Origin of the sequence: Sphingopyxis sp. QXT-31, from assembly GCF_001984035.1 — a bacterium.
In the GTDB taxonomy this organism is placed as follows: Bacteria; Pseudomonadota; Alphaproteobacteria; order Sphingomonadales; family Sphingomonadaceae; genus Sphingopyxis.
This window is the reverse complement of sequence record NZ_CP019449.1, coordinates 4212330-4230675: the sequence shown is the minus strand read 5'-3', so window position 1 is coordinate 4230675 and position 18346 is coordinate 4212330. Positions and strand designations below refer to the sequence as shown.

The following is an 18346-nucleotide window of genomic DNA, read 5'->3' as shown; positions in this document are numbered from 1 at the left end:
ATGGCAAGCCCCTGCCAGGCCAGCAAAGTCCAACGATAACGCCCGGAGAACCAAGTGTCGCACCCTCGCCTCGCCGCCAGCCTGTCCACCTGCCTGATCGCGCTCGCCGTCGCGGGTTGCGCGCCGGCCGCCACCGAGCAGGCCCCCGCCACCGTCGCGGCGCCCCCTGCCGCCGAAGTTGCACCCGCGGGCGCGAACCTCGGCGAATTCTTCGACAAATATGATGCGGCGCAGCTGTCGCTCTCGCCCGAGACCAAGGCGCGGCGCGGCGTGCGCGACGGCGATTACGGGAAATGGGACGATGTCAGCGACGAGGCCGCGGTCGCGCGCTTCAAGCTGCAGACCGCGACCGCCGAGGCGATGCGCGGGAGCTTCGACCCCGGCGCGCTGTCGACCGACGAGGCTTTGTCGTTCGAACTGTTCAACGCGCAGGCGGCGCGCGCCGAACGGCTCTTCCCCTTCCGCGACCATGGCTATGTCTTCGACCAGATGAACGGCGCGCAGAGCCAGATGCCCGCCTTCCTGATCAACATCCACCGCGTCGCAAGTGTCGCCGAGGCCGAAGCCTATGTGTCGCGCATCCGCGAATTGGGCCCGATCCTCGACGCGCTGTCGGTGCAGTCCGCCGAGCGCGCCGCCAAGGGCTTTGCGCCGCCGAAGTGGGTCTATCCCTATGTCATCTCGGACATCGGCAACCTCACCAAGCCCGACAATGCGGTGATCGAGGACATCAGCGCCAAGGTGAACAAGCTGGCGATCGACGCCGCCGAAAAGGCACGGCTGATCGCCGCCGCCAAGGCCGCCTGGGCGGAGAGCGCGGGCCCCGCCTACACCCGCCTCGCCGCCGAAATGGCGCGCCAGCAGGCGACGGCGCCGACGCAGGACGGCGTGTGGCGCATGCCGGGCGGCAAGGCCTATTACGAGGCGCTGCTCGCCAACTACACGACGACGAACATGACCGCGACGCAGATCCACGACCTCGGGCTGTCCGAAGTCGCGCGCATCCACGGCGAGATGAAGACGATCATGGCCAAGGTCGGGTTCAAGGGCACGCTGAACCAGTTCTTCGAGCATCTGCGCACCAGCCCGCAATATTATCACACGACGCGCGAGGCCTATCTCGCCGATGTCGACACGCATGTGAAGGCGATGGAGGCGCGCCTCCCCGCCTTCTTCAATACCATCCCCAAATCGGCGCTGCAGGTGAAGGCGGTCGAGGCGTTCCGAGAAAAGTCCGCCGGAAAGGCGTTCTACTCCTCGCCCGCCCCCGACGGCTCGCGCCCGGGCATCTATTATGTCAACCTCTACGACCTGCGCGATATGCCCAAGACCGAGCTCGAAGCGCTCGCCTATCATGAGGGCGTGCCCGGCCATCATCTCCAGCGCGCGGTGCAGACCGAACTCACCGGCCTGCCGCCCTTCCGCCGCTTCGGCGGCTTCACCGCTTATACCGAGGGCTGGGGTCTCTATTCGGAGGAACTCGCCAAGGACATGGGTTTCTACACTGATCCCTATGCCGATTTCGGGCGGCTGGGCATGGAGCTGTGGCGCGCGACGCGGCTCGTCGTCGACACCGGCATCCACGACAAGCGCTGGACCCGCGAGCAGGCGATCCAGTATCTGAAGGACAACACCCCGAACCCGCAGGGCGACATCGAAAAGGCGATCGAGCGCTATGTCGTCTATCCGGGACAGGCGACTGCCTATCTCATCGGCAAGCTCAAGATCATGGAATTGCGGACCCGCGCACAGAAGGCGATGGGCGAGAAGTTCGACTATCGCGCTTTCCACGACGTCGTGCTCGAATCAGGTCCGGTGCCGCTCGACGTCCTCGAACGCCGCGTCGATGCGTGGATCGCGACCCAAAAGAGTTAACGTCCGGCGTTTTGCGGCTTGACGCGCCGCACCAAAAGGCAAATGATTTGGCCTAGTTAAACAGGCGGTGGACCAGCCGCCGGGGGTCGGGTCTCGTCATGACGGAAGCTTCATCCACGCCAGCGGGCGCGGACGGCGATGCGCCGTTCGAGCTGCAATATTTCCCGCCCGATCCCGACCTCGCGGAAATGGTGTCGAGCTTCTATTTCGTGCGCGTCGACATGCCCTTGTTCGACGAGAGCGAGCGGGCCGACCGCCCGCAATTCCGCATCATGGACGTGCCCAAGGGCGAATATGTCTTCCCCGACGGTTATCGTTTTCCCGCGGGGCGCGCGACGATCATCGGCCCGACCAGCGGCAGCGTACGCGCGATCGCGCCGGGGCCGCTGCGCATGTGCGGCTTCGGGCTGATGCCCGCGGGCTGGGCGACGTTGATGGGCGCACACGCCGACAAATTGACCGACCGCGCGATCGACGCCGCCGACCTGTTCGGCGACTGGATCGAGGAAGTCGTCGACGCGATCGGCAACGCCGCCGACACCGCCGAGCGGCTGGTGATCGGCAATAATTTCGTGCGCGAGATCCTCAAGAAGAACGAGCCCGCGCCGGTGTGGTTCACGCGCACCGTCGACCAGTGGCTGACCGGATCGGCCAATCCGCAGGTGCCCGAACTGGTCGAGGCGACGGGCATGTCGATCCGCTCGGTCGAGCGGATGACCAAACATTATTACGGCCTGTCGCCGCGGATGCTGGCGCGCAAATATCGCGCGGTGCGCGCGGCGTCGGCGCTCGCGCGCGGCGAAAAGCTCGACGATGCCGAGCTCGGCAATGCGTTTTACGACCAGTCGCACCTGATTCGCGAGATCAAGCGCTTCGCCGGCTCCACCCCCGGCCAGCTCGCGAAACCGTCGAGCTATGTCGAGGCGACCGCGAAGGGCCGCAAGCAGATGGCAGGCAAGGTCAGCCCGATGGTGTCTGAGACCTGATGCCTATCCCTCCCCCTTGATGGGGGAGGCAGCGAGACTTACGAACTTGTTCGTTAGTCGCAGCGGTGGGGGTGCGGTCTCGGCCTGAAGCGACGATGCAAGGACGCGCGATCACCCCCATTCAACTTCGCCTAACCGCCTCTGGCGGCAAGGCTGCGTATCCTTCCCCCATCAAGGAGGAAGGGATTTTGCCCAAATCCCCGATTAACCACCAAAAATTTCATACACCGTCGTTTTGGCGTTTCCATCCAATCGCGAATCGCCGCCCCGGCATAATCGGGTGCTGCGACCCAGAAGAGCTCGCCCCTTTCAGGGGACCGAGACCTTCATCTTGGCACTCATTTGGCTTCGGCCAGATGGGTGCCTTTTTTTCTTGGGCCTCCGCAAAACCGGCTTGCTTGCGCCGCGCGGACAGCGCGCCTATATAAGTGGAGTAATTTACTCCAGTTAATAATCGTTCGCAATTCGCGCACGATAGAAAGCCGCGATGCGCCTGTCCAACCTTGCCGATTATGCCGTGGTGCTGATGAGCGCCGCCGCCCGCCAGTGCGGGTCGGTCGCGCTCAGCGCCGGCATGCTCGCCGAGCAGACGGGCATTCCGGGGCCGACCGCGCAGAAGCTGGTGAGCCAGCTCGCGCGCGCGGGCCTGCTTGTCGCCTCGCGCGGCAGCGGCGGCGGCATCCGCCTCGCGCGCCCTGCCGCGGCGATCAACGTCGCCGATATCATCGAAGCCGTCGAAGGCCCGATCGCGCTCACCGCCTGCGTCGCCGAAGGACGCCACGACTGTTCGCTCGAAGGCAGCTGCAAGGTGCAGCCGCATTGGGGCGTCGTGAACGGCGCGGTGCGCGGGGCGTTGGCGGAGATCAGTTTGGCGAGTTTGAGCGTGACACCCCACAAATTGAACCCGTTCGTGTCGAGCGAAGTCGAGACACCCCTCGACAGTGCACGACCGAGGGGCCTCTCGACTTCGCTCGAGGCGAACGGAATTTCAGCATGACCGACAACACCGAAACCCGCATCAAGGACCAGGCCGCGCACGACGCCGCGGCGAAGGTCGCCGACTACGAGCATGGCTGGTCCTCGGCCATCGAGACCGACTTCGCTCCCAAGGGGCTGACCGAGGACACGGTCCGCTTCATTTCGGCTAAGAAGAACGAGCCCGAATGGATGCTCGACTGGCGGCTGAAGGCGTTCCGCCACTGGTTGACGATGGAGACCCCCGACTGGGCGAAGCTCAACGTCCCGCCGATCGACTATCAGGACGCTTATTATTACGCCGCGCCCAAAGCGAAGCCGAAGCTCTCCAGCCTCGACGAGGTCGATCCCGAAATCCTCGAGGTGTACAAGAAGCTCGGCATCCCGATCGAGGAGCAGAAGGTGCTCGCGGGCGTCGAGGGCGCGCGCAAGGTCGCGGTCGACGCGGTGTTCGACAGCGTCAGCGTCGCGACGACCTTCCGCGAGGAATTGAAGCGCGCGGGGGTGATCTTCCTGTCGATTTCGGAGGCGATCCGCGAATATCCCGAGCTGGTGAAGAAGTGGCTCGGCAAGGTCGTGCCGATGCACGACAATTATTTCGCGACGCTCAATTGCGCGGTCTTTTCGGACGGGACATTCGTTTACGTGCCCGAGGGCGTGCGCTGCCCGATGGAGCTGTCGACCTATTTCCGCATCAATGCCGAGAATACGGGGCAGTTCGAGCGGACTTTGATCATTGCCGACAAGGGCGCGTACGTCAGCTACCTCGAAGGCTGCACCGCGCCGATGCGCGACGAGAACCAGCTTCATGCGGCGGTGGTCGAACTGGTGACGCTCGACGATGCCGAGATCAAATATTCGACCGTGCAGAACTGGTATCCCGGCAATGCCGAAGGGCTTGGCGGCATCTATAATTTTGTCACCAAGCGCGCGCTCTGCCAGGGCAAGCGCAGCAAGGTGTCGTGGACGCAGGTCGAAACCGGCAGCGCGATCACGTGGAAATATCCGAGCTGCGTGCTCAACGGCGACGACAGCGTCGGCGAATTCTATTCGGTCGCGGTGACAAACAATTACCAGCAGGCCGACACTGGCACCAAGATGATCCACAATGGCAAGCGCACGCGCTCGACCATCGTTTCGAAGGGGATCAGCGCGGGCAAGTCGAACAACACCTATCGCGGCATCGTCCGCGTCGCGCCCAACGCCGAGGGCGTGCGCAACTTCACCCAGTGCGACAGCCTGCTTCTGGGCAGCTCATGCGGCGCGCACACCGTGCCCTATATCGAAGTCCGCAACCCGACCGCGACGGTCGAGCATGAAGCGACGACGAGCAAGATCAGCGACGACCAGCTCTTCTACGCGATGCAGCGCGGGTTGGGGCAGGAAGAGGCGGTGGCGCTGATCGTCAACGGCTTTGCGAAGGAAGTGCTGCAGCAGCTGCCGATGGAATTTGCCGTCGAGGCGCAGAAGTTGTTGGGGATCAGCCTTGAGGGGAGCGTGGGGTGATCAGAACCTTAATCACCAGCCTCCTTTTGAGCCCGACGCTTGTCGCGGGAGCGGTTCATGCGCAGCCAGCGCAGGCCAATGCGATGATGCTCGCGCAGGCCAACGACCGCTGCATGACGACTTATGCAGTGCGCATGACCAAGACCGATGTGGCCGACGATGCGATTTTTGCCGCGGCGACCGAGGGCTGCAAGGACCTGAAGTCCCAGCTCTTCGGCGCAATCGACAAGGAATATCCGGTTGATCAGGCCAGTGGCCTGAAGTCGCAGCTCGATACCGCGGAAAAGCCGAACTTCATGAAATTATTGCAGAAGATACGTACCGACCGCCAGCGACGCGGCGGAAACTGAACGGACTATAAATGCTCAAAATTGAAAACCTCCACGCCACCGTTGCCGACAAGCCGATCCTGAAGGGCCTGTCGCTCGCCATCAATGCGGGCGAAATCCATGCGATCATGGGCCCCAATGGCGCAGGCAAGTCGACGCTCTCCTATGTCCTCGGCGGACGCCCTGGCTATGAGGTCACCGAAGGTTCGGCGACTTTTGACGGGCACGACCTGCTCGACATGGACCCGCACGAGCGCGCCGCCGCCGGCCTGTTCCTCGGCTTCCAATATCCGGTCGAAATTCCGGGCGTGTCGAACGTGCAGTTCCTGCGCGAAAGCCTGAACGCCCAGCGCAAGGCGCGCGGAGAAGAGCCGTTGTCGGGCGGCGACTTCCTGAAGCTGGCGCGCGAGAAGGCGGGGCTGCTCAAGATGGACATGGACATGCTCAAGCGCCCCGTGAACGTCGGCTTTTCGGGGGGCGAGAAGAAGCGCAACGAGATGGTGCAGATGGGCATTCTCGATCCCAAGCTCGCGATCCTCGACGAGACCGACTCGGGTCTCGACATCGACGCGCTGCGCGTCGTCGGCGACGGGATCAACAGCATCATGCGCCGCCCCGACAAGGCGGTGCTGCTGATCACCCACTACCAGCGCCTGCTCGACTATGTGCAGCCCGATTTCGTCCACGTCCTCGCCGCCGGCCGCATCGTCAAGTCGGGCGGCCCCGAACTCGCGCTCGAACTCGAACGCGAAGGCTATGCGGAGATCGCGGCGTGACCCATCTCCGCGCCGAAGGCGCAATCTCTTATTTTCTCCGCGTCTCCGCGTCTCCGCGTGAGTCATTTATTTTGTTCGCGCGGAGACGCGGAGACGCGGAGGGAGGCAGGCCGTGAGCACGGCGGTCCTCCCGACGCGCCGCGATGAGGCCTGGCGATACAGTGATTTGGATGCGCTGGCGCGCCTATGGCCGTTGCCCGCGCCCGAGGCCATCGTCGTGCCGGCGGGTGGCGATTTCCGCCGTGCGATCGTGCAAGACGAAGGTGTGATCCGTCAGATCGAGCTGGTGCTCGGCAAGGGCGCGACCGCGTCGCTGCATGTTCTCAACATCGGCGGCGCTTATGGCCGTATCGAGCTCAACGTGATCCTGCACGAGGGCGCCGACTTCCATCTCGGCGCCGCGCAGATCGGCGGAGCCGCGCAGAACCTCGAGATCGTCACCTCGGTTACCCACGCCGAACCCGGCGCGACGTCGCGGCAGGTTGTGCGGTCGGTCCTCGGCGGCCATGCCACCGGCACCTATCTCGGCAAGGTCGCCGTCGCGCGCGATGCGCAGCAGACCGACAGCGAACAGGATGTGAAGGCGATGCTGCTCGAGCGCAGCGCAACCGCGAACGCCAAACCAGAGCTCGAAATCTTCGCCGACGACGTCAAATGCGCGCACGGCTGCGCGATCGGCGAACTCGACGCGATGAGTCTTTATTATCTCCAGTCGCGCGGGCTGCCGCCCGGCGAGGCGAAGAAGATCCTGCTGCAAGCCTTCGTCGCGGGCGTCTTCGACGGCGCCGAGGATGAGGAAAAATTGCAGGCGCTCGCGCTCGCGAAGCTGGGGGAACTGGTGTGAGCAGCCTCTCTTCCCCGTTCGTCCCGAGCGAAGTTGAGGGACGTGAAGCTGGGCGCCAACGTGTCTCGACTTCGCTCGACACAAACGGGATTAGAGACCAATTCCCCGGCCTCAACCCCGGCTGGCACTATCTCGATACCGCCGCGACCGCGCAGAAACCGCAGGCGGTCATCGACGCGACCGTCAACGCGATGGGACGCGATTATGCGACGGTGCACCGCGGCGTCTATGCGCGCTCGGCCGACATGACGCTCGCCTATGAGGCCGCGCGGCGGCGGATCGCGGCGTTCATCGGCGCAAAGGAAGAGCAGATTGCCTTCGTGCGCGGCGCGACCGAGGCGATCAACCTCGTCGCCTACTCGCATCCGAAGAAGGGCCGCGTGCTGCTGTCGATGCTCGAGCATCACAGCAATATCGTGCCTTGGCAGCTCGCCGGGTGGCAGGTCGATGTGTGCCCGCTGACCGCCGACGGCTGCATCGACCTCGATGCGGCCGAGAAACTGCTGACTCCCGAGCATAATATGGTCGCCTTCGCGCATGTCTCGAACGTGCTCGGCAGCCCGCTCGACGTCGCGCGCGCCGCCGAGATCGCGCACCGCGTCGGCGCCGAGCTGCTGATCGACGGCTGCCAGGCGGTGCCGCGGCTGCCCGTCGATGTCGCGGCGCTCGGCTGCGACTATTATGCCTTCTCGGGGCACAAGCTTTACGGCCCGACGGGCATCGGCGTGCTTTGGAGCGACAAGCTCGACAGGCTGCCGCCGTGGCAGGGCGGCGGGTCGATGATCGACCGGGTCACTTTCGAACGCACGACCTACGCCCCCGCCCCGACGCGCTTCGAGGCGGGAACCCCCGCGATCATCGAGGCGATCGGGCTCGCGGCGGCGGTCGATTATGTCGATGCGATCGGGATCGATGCGATCCACGCGCATGAGTGTTCGCTGGTTGCGAGGCTCCGCGAGCAGCTTTCGCGCAAGAACAGCATCACGCTCTATGGTCCTGAAAACAGTGCCGGAATTGTAAGCTTTTCGATGGCGGGGGTTCATCCGCACGACATCGGCACTATCTTGGACGAAAGCGGGGTCGCGATCCGCGCCGGGCACCATTGCGCGCAGCCGCTGATGGAGCATCTGGGGGTGCCCGCGACCGCGCGCGCAAGTTTCGGTGTGTATAGCAATGACGACGATGTGGCGACGCTGATAGACGGCCTCGCCCGCGTCGAGAGGATTTTCGGATGAGCGAGGATCGCATGATCAAGGTGGAAGAAGTGGCGAGCGTCGAAGCCCCGCCCAAGGCACGCGTCGACGATGCCGAGAGTGCACCCGAGAAATTGGAGCGCAAGCGCGACTATCTCGAAGGCTTCCTTGCGGCCAAGCCCGCCGAGGTCGCGCCCGGCGCGGTCGGCGGCGACCTCTATGAGTCGGTGATCGACGCGCTCAAGGAGATTTTCGACCCCGAAATCCCTGTGAACATCTACGATCTCGGCCTGATCTACAATGTCGAGATCGACGAAGGCCATGTTATGGTCACGATGACGCTGACCACGCCGCACTGTCCGGTCGCCGAATCGATGCCTGCCGAGGTCGAACTGCGCGTCGGCGCGGTGCCCGGCGTCGGCGATGCCGAGGTCAATCTCGTCTGGGATCCGCCGTGGTCGCCGCAGAATATGAGCGACGAAGCGCGCCTCGAACTGGGGATGTTGTGAATTAACCCCTTCTCCCCTTGCGGGAGAAGGATACGAAGCCTTGCGCCTTTGGCGCTAGGCGTAGTTGGATGAGGGGTCTGCGAGCCGCAGGCTCGCGCGGTCTTCGACCACAACCCCTCACCCAGCTTCGACTAGGCAGCAAGCTGCCAAGTCTTCACATCCCTCTCCCGCAAGGGGAGAGGGGAAGGAGTGTGAGATGACGATGTTGAAAGCCCGCCCCGCTGCCGTCATGCTGACGCCGAACGCCGAGGAACGCATCGCGACGCTGATGGCCGCGGCGCCCGAAGGCGCGATCGGCGTCCGCCTGTCGACGCCGCGCCGCGGCTGTTCGGGGCTCGCTTACTCGGTCGATTATGTCACCGAAGAAGCGAAATTCGACGAGAAGATCGAGACGCCCGGCGGGGTCTTCTACATCGACGGCGCATCGGTGCTCTATCTGATCGGCAGCACGATGGACTGGGTCGAGGACGATTTCGCCGCGGGCTTCGTGTTCGAAAATCCGAACGCCAAGGGCGCGTGCGGCTGCGGCGAGAGCTTCACCGTCTAGTCAGCGGCACACCGTCCAGCCGGCCGTCCGCTGCGCCATGTCGAGGTGGAAATGGTCGGCATGCGCTTCATTATAGTCGGGCGACAGCACGGTGCTGAACAGGCCGCACGATCCGTCGCGCACCGCGTGCAAAAATTCGCTGCGCCGGTCGCCGTCATCCCAGTCGTTGATGAGCGAAATGCGCGTCCCGTCGGCGAGCACGAAGGCCGAAATGTCGATCGCATTGGCGGTCGAATGCTGGCTCTGCGCCTGCCGCCCCGCGATCTTGCGGCAATTATAGCTGCCGAGATTCTCTAGCTCGACGACCGTCTGCCCGAAATGCTTCTGCGCCAGAGGCTGCACCACGTCGCGGTTCCACAGCGCCATCGCCGCGGTGACCGCGCAGCCCGGCGCCGCGCCCGCCGGGCGCATCGTCGGCACCAGCTTGTTTGCAGTCAGCAGCATGCGCTGGCTCGCGCGGCACACCCCCTCGCCCACCACCGGGCGCCGCAGATAGCCCGCCCCCGCGCGGTCGAAGGCGGCGAAGCAGACGCTATCGTCCTGGCTCAGCGCCACCAGCTTGCGATGCGTCGCCCAGCCCTGCGGATGCTTGAGCTCGAAACGCGCTGTGGGCACATGCTCGGGATGGTCGCGCACCCACTGCATCGCGCGGATCGCGGCGATCGCCAGCAGCAGCGCGATGCCGAACCAGATCAGATAGGGGCGCAGGCTTTTCATCATGTCGGTTTCCGCGTGGCGCAAAATAGCGCTTGTTGAAAGCGCCTTGCGGCTCGATAGCGTTCCCAATGGCGAAGCGTTCGATCCTGATCGTCGGCGGCGGCACCGCGGGCTGGCTGACCGCGGCCTATCTCGCGCGCTTTTTCGACCTGCCGCGCAACCCGCGCCTCGCGATCACGCTGATCGCATCGGACGAGATCGGCAGCATCGGCGTCGGCGAAGGCGCCTTCCCGACGATCCGCAGTACGCTGCAGTTCATCGGCATCGACGAGAGCCAGTTCGTTCGGTCCACCACCGCGACCTTCAAGCAGGGCATTCGCTTCGACGACTGGGTGCGCACACCAGCGCCGGGGAAGTCCAGCCATTTCCTCCACCCGTTCGAGCCGCCCTATCATGGCGACGGGCATAGCCTCGTCTCCTATTGGCTGCTCCAGGATCCCGCGACGCGCCCCGCCTTCGCCGAGGCGATGACGATCCAGAATCGCGTCGCCGAGGCGCGCCGCGCCCCCAAGCGCTCGGGCGAGGGGGCGTTCGACGGGCCGCTGAACTATGCCTATCATTTCGACGCCGCGCGGCTGGCCGACGTGCTGTCGGCGCAGGCGCGCGCGCTGGGTGTCGAGCATCTGCAGGGGACGCTGACCGACGTCGCGCTCGATGGTGCGAGCGGCGCGATCGACCATGTCGTCACCGCCGAGCATGGCACGCTGTCGGCCGATCTTTATATCGACTGTTCGGGTTTCCGCGCCGAGCTGATCGGCGCGCTCGGGGCGCCCTTTCACAGCGTGCGCCATCAGCTGTTCACCGACCGCGCGCTCGCGTGCAAGCTCCCCTATGTCGACCCCGCCACGCCGCTCGACAGCTACACCATCGCGGCCGCGCACGCGGGCGGCTGGACGTGGGACATCGGGCTCGCCGGCGCGCGCGGCATCGGCTGCGTCTATTCGAGCGCGCATCTCTCCGACGACCGCGCGGCGGAGATTTTGGCGGCCTATACCGGCGGGCGCAGCCATGACGTCAAGGTGCGTAGCATTCCGTTCGAAGCGGGCTATCGCACCACGCCTTGGATCAAAAATTGCGTCGCGGTCGGGCTGTCGGGCGGCTTCCTCGAACCGCTCGAATCGACCGGAATCGTGATGATCGAAGCCGCCGCGGCGATGATCGCCGAGATGTTCCCCTTGGGTGGCCCGGTCGGCGCCCCCGCGCGGCGCTTCAACGAGCTGATGAGCGCGCGATACGCCAACATCGTCAATTTCCTGAAGCTCCATTATTGCCTCAGCCGGCGCGACGAGCCTTTCTGGCGCGACAATGGCGATCCCGCCTCGATCCCCGACCGGCTGAAGGAATTACTCGAGGAGTGGCGCTATCGCCCGCCGGGACGCTTCGACTTCATCCTCGACCTCGAAAGCTTCGCCTTCTTCAACTATCAGTACATCCTCTACGGCATGGAATATCGGACCGACCTGTCGCCGGTGCGCGAGGAATTTCCCGACGTCGCCGAGGCCGAGCGCATCTTTGCGCGTATCCGCAATTTTGGCGACCGCGCCGCGAGCGAACTCCCCGCGCACCGCACGCTGATCGACCAGATCAACGCCGCGGCGGCCTGACCATCCTCAGCCGGCTGGGGCCAACGGCGCCTTTTCCTTCGCCATGTCATGCGCGTTCAGCTGTCCGAGTTCGCCGGTCTCGCGCGCCTTGCGGCCATAGACCAGCTCGAACAAGGGCCCCGCCATCACGGTGGTGACGATCGCCATCAGCACCATGATCGCGAAGAGCGTCGGGCCGATGATGCCCTTTTGCAGGCCGATGTTGATGATGATCAGCTCCATCAGCCCGCGCGCGTTCATCAGCGCGCCGATGCCCATCGCGGTGCGATTGTCCTCGCCCGCGAGCCGCGCCGCGAGCCAGCAGGCGCCGAACTTCGCCGCGATCGAGACGAGCAATATGCCGAGCGCGATCGCGAGCAGCGACAGGCTGTTGACCGTCGTCAGCTGGGTGTTCAGCCCCGAGTAGGTGAAGAACATCGGCAGCAGGAAGACCACGGTCATCGGCTCGATTTTCTTCTTGATCTCCTCGGTGAGCAGGCCGCGCGGCATGCAGGCGCCGAGCAGGAAGCCGCCGAACACGGCGTGAATGCCGACCGCGTCCATGAAGAAGGCCGACATCGCATAAAGCATCAGCACCACCGCGAGCAGCGCGTGCGTGAGTTCGCCCTTCGCCTCGACCGCGCGGCCGAGCGGGATCAGCAGCTTGCGCCCGACGAAGAGCATGAAAAGCGCGAAGCTGAGGCCGCCGACGATCGCGAGCAACGCGATTCCCGGGCCGCCGCCGAAGGTCGCGAGCACGATCGCCAGCACGCACCAAGACACCGCGTCGTCGAACGCGCCCGCGGTCAGCGAAAGCGTGCCGAGCGAGGTGTTGGCAAGCCCGCGCTCGTTGATGATCCGCGCCAGCATCGGGAAGGCGGTCAGCGCGATGCACGCGCCCATGAACAGGGTCGCGCTGCCCTGCCCCAGTCCCTCGGTGAACAGGCCGGGGATGTCGATCAGGAAGGGCGTGATCAGCGCCGCGAACAGGAAGGGCGCGGCGATGCCCGCCGCCGACACGCCGATCGCGCTCTTCGCCTTCGACTGGAAATGGTCGAGGCGCAGCGTCGTGCCGACGAGAAACATGTAGAGCCCGACGCCGAACTGCGCGCCGACGTAGAGGAAGTTGCGCGTCTCCTTGGGGAAGAGCGCCGCCTGGAATTCGGGGAAGAGCAGCCCGAAGAGCGACGGGCCGAGCACGACGCCGGCGATCATCTCGCCGACCACCTGCGGCTGGCCGAGGAATTTCTTCGCCATCCAGCCGACGACGCGGCAGACGAGCAGGATCACCGCGATCTGCAGGAAAAAATGAATGCTGTAGTCGGCGGGGGTATAGCTTTGCGCCGCCTCGACCGCGGGCCCGTGCGCGCCCATGACGTCGCCGATCGCTCGCGCCAGTTCACCGAACATATTCGATATCATCTTTATCTCCCCACCCGGCGGGCCGACGGCTCTTCCGGCCTCGGTATCCGTTCCTTCCGATGGTCAGCAGCCACGAAAGCGGCTGCTGCGCAATCCAAAGTCCGCAATGGGGCGCGCGCGCACCGTCGATTCCCGGCGCGACGTTCTATTTTGTTGCGAGGGCGCCACAGTGTAGTAACATACCTACATGTGAACGATCCCGGTAGCGCTACCAGCCGGGTGATCGGAGGCACGAATGAGGCGAGTCACCAGTCGCGAATTCAACCAGGACGTCAGCCGCGCGAAGCGATTCGCCATGATCGAGCCCGTCTATGTCACCGATCGCGGGCGGCCCACGCATGTACTGATCAGCATCGACGCCTGGCGCCAGCTGAGCGGCGAGCGCGAGAATATGGTGCAGCTGCTCGCCGCCGCGCCGGGGGAGGCGGCGCTCGACCGGTCGCTGCTGAGCAAAGCGCTCGGCGGGCGGGGGCGCGGCTGATGTATCTGCTCGACGCCGACGTTCTGCTCGACCTGCGCCACGCGCCCGATGGCGCGCCCTTGGCGGCGTGGGCGCAGCGCGTGTCGCGCCAGGCAATGTTCGTCTCGGCGCTGTCGCTGGTCGAGCTCGAAAACGCGGCGGCGCTGGCGCAGAAGCAGGGCAAGGCGGCGGGCGCGGCGTGGCGGGCGTGGATCGACGGGCAGCTGCTGCCTGCCTTCGAGGGGCGCATCGTGCCGGTCGACCAAGCGGTCGCGCGGCGGCGCGCCGCATTGACCATCGAGCAAGACCGCGATGCGCTGCTCGCCGCCACCGCGCTCGAACATGGGCTGACGCTGGTCACCTATCACCCCGCGGCGTTCCGCACCGCGCGGCTCAAGCTGCTCGACCCCAGCCGCGCCGCGCCCGAGGCAGACGACGGCGGCGACTGGCGCGAAGCGACGCGCGGCCGCGCGCCGTGGCTGAAGAATCTGTTTATCCGGGGGTGAATCACTTCCCTTCTCCCTCGATGGGAGAAGGATGCGAAGCCTTGCTGCGAACCAGCTCGGCGAAGTTGGATGAGGGTGATGGCGCGCCTTGCACGGCCGCTGCTGGCCGAGAGCGCACCCCCACCGCTGCGACTAGGAAGCAAGCTTCCAAGTCTCGCTGCCTCCCCCATCAAAAGGGGAGGGTCGGGCCGGTCAAATCCGCTCGAACGTCACCATCAGCCCGTCCTTGGGGCGCGGGATCGGCCACATATACCAGTCGGGATCATAACCCTCGGCGACCACGATCCGGTGTGTCGTGATCACATGGTGGAAAAAGATTTTCGCCTGCATGTAGGCGAAGTGCAGCCCCAGGCACATATGCGCGCCGCCGCCGAAGGGGACCCAGGCATATTTGTGCCGACCCTTCGCCCCCTCGGGCGAAAAGCGCATCGGGTCGAATGTCTCGGGCTCGGGCCAATATTCGGGCATCATATGCGTATAGCCCGGGTTCACCCCGACGCTGGTGCCCGCGGGGATGGTATAGCCGCCGAACTCGAAATCGCGCAGCGCGCGGCGCGGGATGCTCGGCACCGGCGGGATCATCCGCAGCGCTTCCTTGAACGCCCATTCGGTAAGCTCGAGCTCGTTCAGCGCATTATGCCCAACCCCCTCGCCCGCCGGCGCGACGCGCAGCATCTCGTCGCGAAGCCTGTCCTGCCATTCGGGGTTCTTGGCGAGCAGCCAGACGAGCGAGCTGATCGAGCTGGTTATCGTGTCGTGCGCCGCCATCATCAGGAAGTTCATATGGTCGACGATCGCCTCGACGGAGAGATAGTCGCCATTCTCGTCGCGCGCCTGGCAGATCTGCGTGAACATGTCCTCGCCGTCCGAGACGCGCCGCTCGGGGACCATCTTGCCGAAATAGTCGACCAGATATTTGCGCCCCGCGACGCCGCGCCCCATCGCAGTGAAGGGCAAGGGCCGGCGGACGATGCCGATCGACGCCTGCACCATGTCGACGAAGCTCTTGTTGATCTTCTCCGCCTCGGGTCCCCAGGGGATGCCGAGGAAGCTGGTCGCGGCAAGATCGAGCGTCAGCTGCTTGATCGCGGGGTAGAATTTGAAACTCTTTCCGCTCCAGCTTGCGACGCGGTCCTTGATCCCGGCGTTCAAGCTGTCGGCGTAGAGGCGCATCGGTTCGGGCTTGAACGCGACCGACAGCGTCTTGCGGTCGGCGCGGTGCTTTTCGAAGTCCATCAGCATCAGCCCGCGCGGGAACAACAGGTTGAGCACCGGCCCCCAGCCCTGTTCGGACGAGAAATTCTTCTCGCGGTCGAACATCGCTAGCTCGTTCGCCTCGGGCCCCAGGATCGCGACGCTGCGCCCGCCGAAGCTCTTGGTGCGATAGACCTTGCCATATTTGCCGACCATGCGCCGCGTGAAGCCCTGCGGATCCTTGAGCTGGTCGAGCGTCGTGCCGAGCAGCGGCATGCCGTCCTCGCCGGGGATATGGTCGAGCACGCGTTCGTCGTTGCGCGGCAGCCAGTGCGCGGTGTCGGCACCGAACCGCGCTGCGGACCATTGGGCTTTGGCGGGGGCGTTCATCTGAATATCCTCGTCGACGGGGAGAGCTGCCAAGGCCTAACGCACTACTGACATCGTTGCAAGTAACGTCTCGTCGACGCTCCGACTCCATTCACCGCAAATTCAACTCGACTCGCGCAAATTCGCATCCATGATGCCGGCTCGTCCGTTTGGGCCGTAACCAAGGATAAAGTCATGGAAAATTTCCTTCGCCGCCCGCTAGGCATCGCGCTCGGCGCCCTCGCGACCGCCAGCCTTGGCGGCTGCTATTATGGCGACGTCAACGGCTATGGGTCCGCCTACGCCGGCAACGACTGCGTGTCGCGCTACGGCGATAGCTATTACGATTATGACCCCTATGCCTATGACGACGGCTATGGCTACGACTGCTACGATGGCAGCGATTATGGCGCGGGCTTCGTCAACATCGGATTCGGTGGTGGCTGGTACGATAATTATTATTATCCGGGCTACGGCCTGTGGCTCTTCGACAGCTACAACAACCGCTATCCGCTGCGCGGCCAATATCTGAACTATTGGGGCGGGCGGCGCGCCTGGTGGAAACATCATGGCGGGCGCGGCGACGGCCATTGGAACGGTCCCGGCCGTCCCGGTCGCGGCGACGGTCAATGGAACGGCGGCCGCCCGGGCCGCGGCGACGGGCCGCGCGGCGACGGGCGCCCCGGCAACGGTAACGGCCGCCCCGACCGCGACGACAATCCTTGGGACCTGCGCGGCGACCGCGATCGTGATCGCGACGGTCCGCGCGGCACGCGGCCGCCGCGCCCCGGCGCGGGCGGACCGCCCACCGGCAGCACCACGACTCCAATCGATCCGGGCCGCGGCGATGGTCGCCCCGGTGGCTGGACCCGTCCCGGCGTCGGCAGCGGCAACGCGCCCGGAGCAGCGCGCCCGCCGCGCTCGGACGGCAATAGCGGCATGAGCCGACCCCGCCAGCAGTGGGGCAATCCTGGCGGCGGCGCGGTGGGCGCCGCGCCCCGCCCGACGCGACCGCAGTCGGCACCCCCCGCAGGCCGTGCCCCGCAGGCCGCACCGCCCGTACGCAGTGCCCCGCCTGCGGCCGCGGCTCCTCCGCCGCGCCCCGCGCCCGCGACCCGCAGCAGCCGGGCCGACCGGCCGAACCACGTCCGCGAGGATTAAGGTTTCCGCTGAAGCCTGAGCAAGGAAGCCCCGTCAGACCGGCTTGCCGCGCTCGTCGGTGACCATATCCTCGGCGAGTTCGAGCCCGCGCGCGCCATGATGCGACGTATGCGCGGGGGCGTGCGGCAGCTCCATTTCCGCCGGCTCGGGCACCTGCAGCATGCCTTCCCATTTGGTAATGACGCTGGTCGCGACGGCATTGCCGACGACGTTGGTCGCGGTGCGGCCCATGTCGAGGAACTGGTCGATCGCGAGGATGATCGCCACGCCCTCGACGGGCAGCCCGAATTGCGCGAGCGTGCCCGTGATCACGACCAGGCTGGCGCGCGGCACCGCGGCGATGCCCTTCGAACTGACCATCAGCGTCAGCAGGATCAGCACCTGCGTCGCGATCGACAGGTCGAGGCCGTAAGCCTGCGCGATGAAGATCGTCGCAAAGCTCATGTACATCATCGAACCGTCGAGGTTGAAGCTGTAGCCCAAGGGCAGCATGAAGCCCGAGATGCGCCGCGGGATGCCGAAGCGGTCGAGCTGTTCGAACATCTTGGGCAGCGCCGCCTCCGACGAGGCGGTCGAGAAGGCGATCAGCAACGGTTCGCGGATATAGCGGATCAGCTGCCATATGCGCTGGCGGAGGAATATCCAGCCCGCGGTCAGCAGGATGATCCACAGCAGCACGAGCGACGCGTAAAATTCGACGAGCAGCTCCAGATAGGTGCTGAGGATCGCAAGCCCGCTTTTCGCGACGACATTGGCGATCGCGCCGAACACCGCGAAGGGCGCGAAGCGCATCACATAGCCGGTGATCTGCAGCATCATTTCGGCGAGCGCGTCGGCGCCGCGTACCAGCACCGCGCCCCGCTCGCCGATCGCCGACAGCGCGACGCCCGCGAAGATCGAGAACACCAGAATCTGCAGGATATTGTTCGTCGCCAGCGCCTCGAGCGCGTTCTTGGGGAAGATCGAGAAAGTGAATTCCCACGCGTCGAGCTTCTTGACCTCGCCGACCATCTTGGCGGCCTCGGCGGCGTCGGGGATCGGTGCGCCGACCCCGGGCTGAAACAGGTTCACCATGAGCAGGCCGAGCGCGATCGAGATGAAGCTCGCCGCGATGAACCAGCTAATCGCGCGCACCCCGATGCGCCCCAGCGCGCTGCTGTCGCCCATATGCGCGATGCCGACGACGATCGTCGACAGCACCAGCGGCGCGACGAGCAGCTTGATCAGGTTGAGGAAGATGTCCGAAAGCAGCTTGAACGATTTGGACAGATATTCGAACCAGGGATCGCTCGCAGGGATGCCGAGGTGCACGGCGTAACCGACGATGACGCCGAGCACCATGCCGGCCAGAATATACCAGGTAAGCTTACGGTCCATCCGGCCGTCCCCCTCAA

18 protein-coding genes are annotated in these 18346 nt (G+C 65.2%); 14 read left to right on the top strand and 4 right to left on the bottom strand.

The features are described 5' to 3' along the window. Positions 1-54 precede the first annotated feature (54 nt). The 10 genes from BWQ93_RS20205 (at position 55) to BWQ93_RS20160 (ending at position 9540) form a co-directional block, all read left to right on the top strand. Positions 55-1875 carry a DUF885 domain-containing protein gene (locus BWQ93_RS20205; protein ID WP_077032058.1) on the top strand — a complete coding sequence of 607 codons (1821 nt, stop codon included), beginning with the start codon at positions 55-57 and terminating at the stop codon, positions 1873-1875. Positions 1876-1973: 98 nt separating this feature from the next. Next, positions 1974-2861 (top strand): AraC family transcriptional regulator, encoded by an 888-nt coding sequence (locus BWQ93_RS20200; RefSeq protein WP_077032057.1) that lies wholly within the window; start codon positions 1974-1976, stop codon positions 2859-2861. A 487-nt stretch (positions 2862-3348) separates the two neighbouring features. Continuing rightward, on the top strand, positions 3349-3858 hold the full coding sequence (locus BWQ93_RS20195) for an SUF system Fe-S cluster assembly regulator (protein WP_077032056.1): 510 nt from the start codon (positions 3349-3351) through the stop codon (positions 3856-3858). Beyond that, positions 3855-5342, top strand: a complete 1488-nt coding sequence (gene sufB, locus BWQ93_RS20190; protein WP_077032055.1) for a Fe-S cluster assembly protein SufB — start codon at positions 3855-3857, stop codon at positions 5340-5342. Before BWQ93_RS20195 ends, sufB begins: the two co-directional genes overlap by 4 nt. Positions 5343-5425: 83 nt before the next feature. After that, positions 5426-5692, top strand: coding sequence for a hypothetical protein (locus BWQ93_RS20185; protein WP_156878314.1), 267 nt, complete (start codon positions 5426-5428; stop codon positions 5690-5692). An 11-nt stretch (positions 5693-5703) separates the two neighbouring features. Next, entirely contained in the window at positions 5704-6447 is a 744-nt protein-coding gene (sufC, locus tag BWQ93_RS20180) for a Fe-S cluster assembly ATPase SufC (protein ID WP_077032053.1), read from the top strand. Between the two features lie 112 nt (positions 6448-6559). Beyond that, entirely contained in the window at positions 6560-7291 is a 732-nt protein-coding gene (locus tag BWQ93_RS20175; protein WP_077032052.1) for a SufD family Fe-S cluster assembly protein, read from the top strand. Positions 7292-7380: 89 nt separating this feature from the next. Beyond that, positions 7381-8526: an aminotransferase class V-fold PLP-dependent enzyme gene (locus BWQ93_RS20170; protein ID WP_077032578.1), complete on the top strand. Its 1146-nt coding sequence runs from the start codon at positions 7381-7383 to the stop codon at positions 8524-8526. Beyond that, complete coding sequence (locus BWQ93_RS20165; protein WP_077032051.1) at positions 8523-8993, top strand: SUF system Fe-S cluster assembly protein; 471 nt, start codon at positions 8523-8525, stop codon at positions 8991-8993. The genes BWQ93_RS20170 and BWQ93_RS20165 overlap by 4 nt, the downstream gene beginning before the upstream one ends. A 196-nt stretch (positions 8994-9189) precedes the next feature. Next, on the top strand, positions 9190-9540 hold the full coding sequence (locus BWQ93_RS20160) for a HesB/IscA family protein (protein ID WP_077032050.1): 351 nt from the start codon (positions 9190-9192) through the stop codon (positions 9538-9540). On the opposite strand, the gene BWQ93_RS20155 is transcribed toward BWQ93_RS20160, so the two are convergent. Next, positions 9541-10260 carry an extensin-like domain-containing protein gene (locus tag BWQ93_RS20155; RefSeq protein WP_083721237.1) on the bottom strand — a complete coding sequence of 240 codons (720 nt, stop codon included), beginning with the start codon at positions 10258-10260 and terminating at the stop codon, positions 9541-9543. Positions 10261-10325: 65 nt separating this feature from the next. Here BWQ93_RS20155 and BWQ93_RS20150 point away from each other — a divergent pair, with 65 nt between their 5' ends. After that, complete coding sequence (locus tag BWQ93_RS20150; protein WP_077032049.1) at positions 10326-11861, top strand: tryptophan halogenase family protein; 1536 nt, start codon at positions 10326-10328, stop codon at positions 11859-11861. A 6-nt stretch (positions 11862-11867) separates the two neighbouring features. On the opposite strand, the gene BWQ93_RS20145 is transcribed toward BWQ93_RS20150, so the two are convergent. Beyond that, positions 11868-13262: a cation:proton antiporter gene (locus BWQ93_RS20145; protein WP_232314689.1), complete on the bottom strand. Its 1395-nt coding sequence runs from the start codon at positions 13260-13262 to the stop codon at positions 11868-11870. 235 nt (positions 13263-13497) lie between these two features. Between BWQ93_RS20145 and BWQ93_RS20140 the strand changes: the two genes are divergently transcribed. Continuing rightward, a complete protein-coding gene (locus tag BWQ93_RS20140) occupies positions 13498-13743 on the top strand; it encodes a type II toxin-antitoxin system Phd/YefM family antitoxin (RefSeq protein ID WP_077032047.1) in 246 nt (81 codons plus the stop codon). Further along, the gene (locus BWQ93_RS20135; RefSeq protein ID WP_077032046.1) at positions 13743-14228 is read left to right on the top strand and encodes a PIN domain-containing protein; all 486 of its coding nucleotides are present in this window, start codon (positions 13743-13745) and stop codon (positions 14226-14228) included. The genes BWQ93_RS20140 and BWQ93_RS20135 overlap by 1 nt, the downstream gene beginning before the upstream one ends. 192 nt (positions 14229-14420) lie before the next feature. On the opposite strand, the gene BWQ93_RS20130 is transcribed toward BWQ93_RS20135, so the two are convergent. Next, complete coding sequence (locus BWQ93_RS20130; RefSeq protein WP_077032045.1) at positions 14421-15812, bottom strand: cytochrome P450; 1392 nt, start codon at positions 15810-15812, stop codon at positions 14421-14423. A gap of 174 nt (positions 15813-15986) precedes the next feature. Between BWQ93_RS20130 and BWQ93_RS20125 the strand changes: the two genes are divergently transcribed. Continuing rightward, positions 15987-16952 carry a hypothetical protein gene (locus BWQ93_RS20125; protein WP_077032044.1) on the top strand — a complete coding sequence of 322 codons (966 nt, stop codon included), beginning with the start codon at positions 15987-15989 and terminating at the stop codon, positions 16950-16952. 33 nt (positions 16953-16985) lie between these two features. Here the strand turns inward: BWQ93_RS20125 and BWQ93_RS20120 are convergent, their stop codons facing one another. Next, the gene (locus tag BWQ93_RS20120) at positions 16986-18329 is read right to left on the bottom strand and encodes a dicarboxylate/amino acid:cation symporter (protein WP_077032043.1); all 1344 of its coding nucleotides are present in this window, start codon (positions 18327-18329) and stop codon (positions 16986-16988) included. Positions 18330-18346: the final 17 nt, after the last annotated feature.